The sequence below is a fragment of the Iningainema tapete BLCC-T55 genome (genome assembly GCF_014698965.1).
GTDB classification, from domain to species: domain Bacteria; phylum Cyanobacteriota; class Cyanobacteriia; order Cyanobacteriales; family Nostocaceae; genus Iningainema; species Iningainema tapete.
Window position 1 is genome coordinate 272,306 of the sequence record NZ_JACXAE010000126.1, and the last position, 8,954, is coordinate 281,259.

Consider the following 8,954-nt stretch of genomic DNA (forward strand, 5'->3'; position numbering starts at 1 on the left):
AACTCATTTCATTCAAATCTTCCTACAAAGTAAAGATTTTTCTGGGTATCTGCATCCCTCCGATGGTAGTGTTTTCAAATCTTTCAAGGTAATAAATTTCAACAAAGTTTTACGCATTTCTACAATACTATGTAATTTTTTTACAAGTACTTTTGCAACATTGTTACTTTCAAAAAAGCACAAAAAATTTTTGTTGTTTTTACCTATAAATTCGGTTACACCATTAAAATCCTAGTATTTTTCCGCTCTAATTATCTCTTGCTTCATGAAATCTTTATTGAATCTTTATAAATTAATGTATAAAATTTTTCTATTAAATTTAGCAATATGGTAAAATTTGACATGATTGATTTTTTTATACCTTGTAAAGAAAAATTAAAGCCAAGCTACTTTACAATATCTTAACAAAAAGTGAAATGTCAAAGTAAAAGAGAAAAACAAAAATTGTAATTATTGAAGATATGTATTGTGCTACACAACACATATCTCCTGTGTGAAGTTAGTAAGCTGTTGCAAGGGCGTTGCACATTTGAAAGTGCATTATTCAGAATCATTGTAGAGACGTTTTGGCGGAACGTCTCTACGTTATTTTTATTCACCCAGATACAGAAAGAGTTCCCAACTCCCAGCGATTCAACATCTGATTATAAACATCCCTAACTATAGATCTAGCACTATAAGGCTGAGCAGTTCGCACGCAAGACTGAAAAGAGTAATCCTCTGGATGTAGCAGTACCTGACGTAAAGCATTGGCTATACAATCTGGAGTGCGTTCAGAACAAACAACTCCACTGTCAGCTGTGAGCAATTTTGGAGTTTCACCACATTTAGTTGTGACGACAGGAGTGCCACTGGCTAGAGCTTCAAGAACCACTAAAGGTAAACCTTCATATGCACTGCTCAGCACAAATACACTACAGATGCGATGCAACTGTGCTAGTTCTGCTTGAAGTACCGCTCCAAGCATAGTTACCTGACGCCTCAACCCCAATCGCGCAATTTCTTGATCTAATAAAGATCTTAACTCTCCATCTCCAGCAATCAGCAAGTGAACAAAAGGATCGTTCAAAGCGGCAAACGCTCTGACTAACAGAATCGGATCTTTTTGCGGATGCAGCCTACCTGCAAACAAGACGAAACGTGTTTCTGTCGGCAAACCCAGCCGGATAGCTAGTTCTTGCCTATTTGCTTCTCGTTCCTCTTTAGTCAATGGATAAAAAATCTCGTTGTCAAATGAATTTTTGATGTAAGCCATCCGATTTGCTAAAGCCGGATAACGTTGTCGGTAAAGTTCTAAAGAATCAGTATTGCAGGAGTAAATTTGGCTAAATTGGTTAACTAACAGGCTTTCTAGAGCAAAATACGCAGCTGGACATCTTCGCCATAAAATTGCATTTTTATCAATTTGAGATTGAATCTGTGTATGAATATCGTTGTGAATAAACAGAGTTTTATCTCCCTGCCAGTTTAAAGTTGCCAAAGTTGGCTCCAACCGATGAAAATGCATAAAATCAGAGGCAAAACAACGCCCGAGAAGGGCAGCCGTATATTTGACTGTTGTAGGTATTAAACCTCTAACATTATCGTTCTCTAATCTCAATAAAGGTAAAAAGCTAATTGTTCTACCAGCGTATTCTGCTTCTTGCCATTTACCTACACGCTGATTTGAGTTTCCTGTACCGACAAGTTTTACGTCAAAGTATTCAGGAGCATATTTAATAAAAATGTTGATTAGAGTTTGAATTCCTCCAATTGTGGAGTTCCAAGGGTTAAATTGATAAAAAATTGTTAAAACTGGTTTAAGCATAAAAACATCCTAAATTTATCTTTTGAAAATGTAAAATAAATTATGTTTTTCTTGAAGAAAACAAGTTGTCAAAGTAATCAAACCGTTGTTTATCTATTGCTTATGCTTTAAAATAAGCATAAGCAATATTTTAATTATTAAAAAAAATATAAAATTAAAATAATTTGATAAAACTTAACAATAAGAGAAATCCGGTTCCTCAGAAGAAATCTGGTTTCTCTGATAGTTGATGTGCCAGAAACCCGGTTTAAGAAACCGGGTTTCTAATTTTCGTTGAGCCGAGTAGTATTGATTCCCGACTTCTCTACGAAATCAGAAATCTTTTATGAACTAATTTGACTTAGCTTCCAAACTTTCTAGACGGCTTTTGAGTTCTTGGTTTTGTTGTTTAAGTAAATCGAGTTCAGAACGCAACTGACGCAGCGCGGTATCTGAACCTACACTCTTTTGCACCTTAGAAATCTCTTCCTCCGCATAGCGTCGCACACGCCCATCAGGTGTTTGTTCAGCTATTGCCTGCAAAATGGCAATTGCTTTGTAGGTTTCCATAAACCCTAGTGCTGTAACCACCGCTACTTGTGTTAAAAAGAATGTTTCTTTAGAAATTTCTGTTAACCGCTCCAAAATCCGTTCTACATTTGCCGGACTTTGAGCCACAGAAATCTTCCCTAAGGAGCGAATTGCCGCAAGACGTAAAGGTTGCGATACTCCAAGCTTAGTGTATTCCATAACTAAATTTAAAGCCGCTTCCGAAGTTTTGAACTCAGCTACACCTGATATCGCACCACTACGCACTACTTCATTCCAACCCGTCCGTTCTTCTAAAACAGATTTTAGCAGCTTTAAAACCTTTTCTTCCTTAGGTTTATCTTCACTATTCATCGCCGCAATTGCTCCAATCGCACGCGCTGCTGCTGCTTCCACATAATAGCTCTTGTCGCCCTCCTGTAGTAATTCTTTTAAAACCTTATAACTTTCCGGAGTTTTGATTTTACCTAACGCTTCTACCACTTCACGTCGCGCTAGAGCATTTTTATCTTTCAACCCAAGAACTAATCCATCAAAAGCTTGATTCAACTGTATTTGTGCCAACTGTTTCGCCACTTCACCGCGTACACCCCAGAAGGAGTCTTTTTGTAGTGCTGCTGACAGTGCTTTTACCGCCTCTAAACCACCTTTTTTCGCCAAAGCTTCTGCGGCAAAGATGCGCGAGATGGGATCGGGATCAAACTCTAGTTGTGCTTTTAACTCTGGTACAGGGTATTCCAAAGAAACAGTTTTTAAATAATTATTTCCCACATCAAAGCTCACAAAGTTGGGCTTCTCTTCTAAGGGGAAATAAAAGCTTTGTTCGCGCTCATTCACCCGCACCGTGAAGGTTTTTGCTTCTTGTTGGCTGTAGCCGAAACCAATGGGAATTTTCAGATCAAACAAACTGCTATCATCTGATGTCGCTTGGGTTTGTGTTACTGTTACCTTTGCTAGATGAGAATCATTATCCCAAGCATAAGCGACTTTAAAATCTGGATGCCCACCACGGAAGACGTACTGATCGAATAGGAACAATAAATTGCGTCCAGTAGCTTTTTCAATTGCTCGGAGCAAGTCTACTGTTTCTACAGTTCTGTGAGCATTATCTTGTACAAATGTTTGAATTGCTTTCCAAAACTGTTCTTCTCCTAATTCTGTCCGAATCATGTGATAAACACAAGATCCTTTTTCGTAGATGTGGCGATCATAAAGTTCAATCGCTTCACGATATATATGCGTTACCATTGGACGACGATAACGACCACTATCTTCAGATAGATAACTGCGAGCTTGCAGTAATAAATAGTATGCTGCTTCTTGCTCATTGTACTCATGCTCCGTCCACATGACTTCAGAATAGGATGCCATCCCTTCTTTGATCCAAGCATGGGACCAATGTTTAATTACTACCAAATCACCAAACCATTGGTGTGCTAGTTCGTGGACGACTAAACTCTCACTATTGCGATTATCTAAGGCTGCTCTTTCATCAAGCAAACATCTATCAGTTAATAGTGTAGCTGAGGTGTTTTCCATTCCGCCAAAAATAAAGTCATCAACGCAGATTTGAGCATATTTGGGGAATGGATAAGGATAGCCGTACTTTTCGCTTAAAAACTCTACCATTCTCGGTGTTTTGCCCAAACTGCGTACAGCATCTTCTTCTCGTCCCTTTTCTACGTAGTAGGGACACGGTATCACCTGAGCGGAATTGTTTTTGTCTTGCCACTGATCCTGAATTTCGGCAAAATCTCCTACTGCTAATGTCATTAAGTAAGTAGGATGTACTTGCTTTTGTGACCAGTGGTAGATTTTGTGATTACCATCTTCAATGGTACTAATTAGTTCTCCATTAGAAATCGCAATTAGGTTTTTGGGTACTCTCACACGAATTTCTGATGTAGATAGTTGCCCTGGATAGTCGAAGCAGGGAAACCAAAAGCGAGAGTCTTCATCTTCTCCCTGAGTCCATACCTGGATCGACTTTTTCGGGTAATGTTTGTCTGGTTGTATAAAGTAAATACCGCGTTGGGGCTTTTCCACTGAGTAGGCGATCGCGATCTTGATCTGCTTGTCTACCTGTGTTGGTGTTACTAGCTTGATGTATAGTTTTTCTCCGTTGTACTCAAAGGAGTGTGGAAGATCATCAACTTGAACTGATTGGATGTTGAGGTTAACTGCATCCAATGTTAAGCTATCTACCCCAGAACGAATTGGTGTTAAAGTTATTTTACAATTACCCTGGTAACTGTGATTTGGTATATCCAGCTTAATATCCAGAAAAATGTGTTCTACTTGTCCAGGACGATCGGGGTTGTAATGAGGTTTTGCCCCAGGCAACTGAAAAGATTTGTGAGTGTTACTTTCTGTATCAAAATAATACTGCGACATTGATGCTTACTGACCTTTTAATCCTGATAACTTTTGTTGGATTTAGTTATGAAAAACAGCTACATCGCTTGTATTTCCCCAATCAAAGAAAGATGCACTTGTCTGGATGCACCCTGTTTTTACTAGGTTAAGAGTTACTTTCTCCTGTAACAGTTCTCATTGGGTAAAAATACTCCTAAGCTTTGTTATAGCTATAGGATAGCTTGTTACTGTTATTCAGATTAATTTTTTTCTATGAAGAACACAGTATTTACTGATGCAGTCTTCATTGAATAGAAGTAGTGGTTGGAGAAATATATAACCTAAAGTATGTAGAAACACTAATATTACCAGTAAATTCCGACCATTTTGCTTCCATCTCACAAGAAATCCGAAAACTCTACAATGACGTTTGTAATAGCCCGTAGCACAATTTAAGAAGTATAGGAAAATCGCAATGCCAGAAAGCAAATCGAAATTTTTAATCCCTGCTGTTAGTACTGCTTTAGTTGTAGTAGGAGGTATAGCTGCTTATATATATTTAAAGGGAGGACCTGCGGGAAAGATCGCAGACGCCTCAAGTAGTGCTAAAGTAGTACCTGATGAAGCATTAATGGCAACGTACATCTCCACCGATGACAGCACTTGGGCGAAGTTACAGCAGTTTGGTACTCCCAGCGCTCAACAGTTAGTGGCAAAGGGGTTAGAAAGCTTTAATCAAGATCTGCTCACTAATAGTAATATTTCTTATGAAAAAGACCTAAAACCTTGGGTAGGTGGTGTCATGATTGCTATGCTACCAACAAACCCAACTCAAGGAGTTCAGGATACTTCTGCAAAACAACAACCAAATATCTTAATGGTAGTGGGGATCAAAGATAAAGTTAGCGCTTTGAATTTTGCCAACAAATTAAAGTCGCAAAAAGATGTCAGCGCAAAAGAAATCGACTACAAAGGCGAAAAAATTATTGAAACTGCGACTAAGGGTAAACCTACATATACTACAGTTTTAAACGAACATCTCATACTAGCTCCGCAAAAGCAGGCTGTGGAACAGGCAATAGATACCTACAAAGGAGAGCCTTCTTTTGCCACAAGTAGCGATATTATCACAAAGAGTGTTGGTTTACAAAATACAGTAGCACAAATTTACGTACCTAACTACTTCAACATGGTACAGCAACTGATCGCGACAAATCCACAAGCAACCCAGATACCGCCACAAACCCTAGCACAAATCAAACAGATGAAATCGATGGTGGCGGGTGTAGGGATTGATGATGCTGGCGTGAGAATGAAAGCAGTTGCCAATTTAGATCCTCAACTAGTAAAATTTCAATATCAAAGTACGAATGCTCGGGTAGTGTCTCAATTGCCCAGTGATACAATTGCCCTAGTCAGTGGAAAAGGGATCAGCAATTGGTGGTCAGCTTTAGTAGAACAATCGAAAAATACTCCAGAGTTGAATCAAACTCTCTTGAATGCGCGTGAGCAATTAAAAACAGCCAATATTGATTTAGATAAAGAAGTATTTGGATGGATGGATGGTGAATTTGGCTTAGCAGCCATTCCTTTAAATCAAGGAATGTTAGCAAATGTCGGTTTTGGTGGAGCTTTGATATTTCATACGAGCGATCGCACAACCGCTGAATCTATTCTCACTAAACTAGACGCCATTGCCAAAAACCAGCAACTGAGCGTTTCCCAAAGAAACATCGGCGGAAAAGACATCACAGAATGGCAAATTCCTCAGCAAGGAGCTTTATTATCTCACGGTTGGTTAGATAAAGAAAGTGTTTTTGTCGCTTTTGGTGGTCCTATCGCCGATACACTGACAACTCCAGCAAGTAAAACTTTAGACAATAGTGACAACTTCAAAGCTGCAACTGCTTCTTTGCAAAAGCCAAATAGTGGTTACTTCTACGTAGACATGGAAAAAGCTGTATCTTTATACAATCGTTATTCCACAGCCCAAAATCAGTCTATCTCTCCTGAAGCCAGTGCCATCCTTAGTTCCATTCGTGGTTTAGGAGTAACTGTCAACAGCCCAAACAAATCTACCAGTGAAGTAGAAATGTTGCTAGCCCTCAAACCAAAAACCGCCCAGTAGGGTTTGTAGAGACGTTACATGTAACGTCTCTACATGAGATTTTGTGACAAATCCGCATGGCAAGTTTGTGGTAATTTTTTAATGGCACTTAGCTTCATTTTTTATATGACCGCAGTTCAAAACACTCCTGGATTAGCCTCGCGCTTCATCAATGGCGTACTAGCAATCAAGCCCCTCGCCAACCTTGCTAAACATCAAGCAAGGCAGATGATGATTAAACGCGCCGAGAAAATTGGTGTACCTTGGACAAAACAAGTGCAGGAATTACAGGCGCGAGGTTGGGAAAAGGATTTATCTCAAGTACAAAACCCCCAACTTACCTACCCAGATTATTACCTGCGGTCATTCCACGCTTACGAAAGCGGAAATCTTAGCTGGCAAGCGGCTTTTGAAGTAGAATCTGCAGCTTACGCAGTTCATGCGGGGATCTTTTCAAGTACAGGAGCGCAGGGCGACGCTCAACTACGTCAAAGTTACCATAATTTGTTAAAAAAACACATCCCCAATCAACCCCAAGATATACTTGACTTGGGATGTAGTGTGGGCATGAGTACTTTTGCTCTACAATCCGTTTATCCCCACGCCAAAATTACAGGAGTAGATTTATCTCCTTACTTTTTAGCTGTTGCTCACTACCGTGGTGCTGAGCGTCAACATCAAATTCATTGGGTTCATGCTGCTGCCGAATCAACAGGGCTACCAAACGCTTCATTTGATTTAATCTCAATTTTTTTGATGTGTCATGAATTGCCCCAATCGGCAACCAAGGCAATTTTTACTGAAGCGCGTCGTTTATTACGTCCCCAAGGCTACCTGGCAATTATGGATATGAATCCTCAATCTGAGGTTTACAAAAAAATGCCGCCTTACATTAAGACTTTGCTGAAAAGTACTGAACCTTATTTTGATGAGTATTTTTCCTTGGATATTGAGCAAGCAATAGTGGGAGCGGGTTTTCACACTCCCATTATCACCAGCAACAGCCCTCGCCATCGTACAATAATTGCCCAACTGTAGAGACGTTCCGCCGGAACGTCTCTACAGATAATTGTTGTAGCCGGGGGGGCGTCTTTGTTGTCAACACCCCTATATGTTACAAGCGCACTAAAACTGGCTGATTTTGCTCCGTTGTAATGGAGTTTGACTCAGAATTACAACAGTAAATTTCGCAGGAGTTATTTGGACTTTCAATTAATTTGACTTTGTAAAGTGTAGCTCCTAAATTCTGAATAGGCGATCGCAATAAATCACTAATATAAAGTGCGATATTCTCAGCCGTCGGTACAACCGAGGTAAAGTAAGGAACATCTTTATTTAGAAACGTATGGTCGAATGGCTCAATTACGTAATCTTTAATTACCTGGTTAAGTGATTCCAAGTCTATAATCATACCAGTACGTGGTTCAATCTCACCGCGCACCGTCACTTCTAAATGATAGTTGTGTCCATGCCCATGAGGACGAGCGCATTTACCGTAAATCTCAAAGTTTTCTTCTTCACCCAACAGAGGATGAGCCAACCGATGAGCGGCGCTAAAATGAGTACTGGTAGTAAGGTAAGCTTCCATTGAATTTCCTATATAATCTGCCCAAAGCTGAGGGTGTTCAAATAACTGTATGCGGACTACTTTTAAATGAGGTGCAAGTCTTTCAAAAATGACTTTGGCAATATTCTCAGTGGTAGGTAGAGTTTGTTGAAAATCAACCCACACATCATTAAGGTAGGAAAAGTCAAGTTGACTAGTAATTTCTCGTTTAATAACTTGCTTAACTTCGGACAAGTTCAAAACCATACCGTATTTATCCACTTCCCCGGCAAGGGAGACAAATAAGACATAATTATGTCCATGTCCTGGAAATCGAGAACAAGCACCAAATTTTTTGATGTTTTCTGCTTCACTCAGTTCTGGTAGCCAATATCTATGACTAGCCGAAAACTGCGCACGGCGATTAACTATGCATTGCATGATTACACTAAAGAGTAAAAATTAAAATTTCTTAAACTTTTTCTATTTCCAGCATAAACCAATTTTTGTTCCAATTCCATCCGGCAATTAATTATCAGCAATTCTAAATTTGGAAAATTAGGATGAGTTGACAGCTTTAATCGGTTCAAACTCATCTAACATGAAAGAAA

At 39.4% G+C, this 8,954-nt stretch carries 5 protein-coding genes; 2 read left to right on the forward strand and 3 right to left on the reverse strand.

The window, feature by feature from the left end; all coding sequences use genetic code 11:
• Positions 1-595 precede the first annotated feature (595 nt).
• Complete coding sequence (locus ICL16_RS42210; RefSeq protein ID WP_190838204.1) at positions 596-1,807, reverse strand: glycosyltransferase family 4 protein; 1,212 nt, start codon at positions 1,805-1,807, stop codon at positions 596-598.
• A gap of 330 nt (positions 1,808-2,137) precedes the next feature.
• Entirely contained in the window at positions 2,138-4,729 is a 2,592-nt protein-coding gene (locus ICL16_RS42215; RefSeq protein ID WP_190838206.1) for a M1 family metallopeptidase, read from the reverse strand.
• Between the two features lie 436 nt (positions 4,730-5,165).
• On the opposite strand from ICL16_RS42215, the gene ICL16_RS42220 reads away from it, so the two are divergent.
• Positions 5,166-6,818 carry a DUF3352 domain-containing protein gene (locus ICL16_RS42220; RefSeq protein WP_190838208.1) on the forward strand — a complete coding sequence of 551 codons (1,653 nt, stop codon included), beginning with the start codon at positions 5,166-5,168 and terminating at the stop codon, positions 6,816-6,818.
• 105 nt (positions 6,819-6,923) lie between these two features.
• On the forward strand, positions 6,924-7,835 hold the full coding sequence (locus ICL16_RS42225; RefSeq protein WP_190838211.1) for a class I SAM-dependent methyltransferase: 912 nt from the start codon (positions 6,924-6,926) through the stop codon (positions 7,833-7,835).
• A gap of 76 nt (positions 7,836-7,911) precedes the next feature.
• Here ICL16_RS42225 and ICL16_RS42230 read toward each other — a convergent pair whose 3' ends face one another.
• Positions 7,912-8,784 (reverse strand): 6-carboxytetrahydropterin synthase, encoded by an 873-nt coding sequence (locus tag ICL16_RS42230; protein WP_190838213.1) that lies wholly within the window; start codon positions 8,782-8,784, stop codon positions 7,912-7,914.
• Positions 8,785-8,954: the final 170 nt, after the last annotated feature.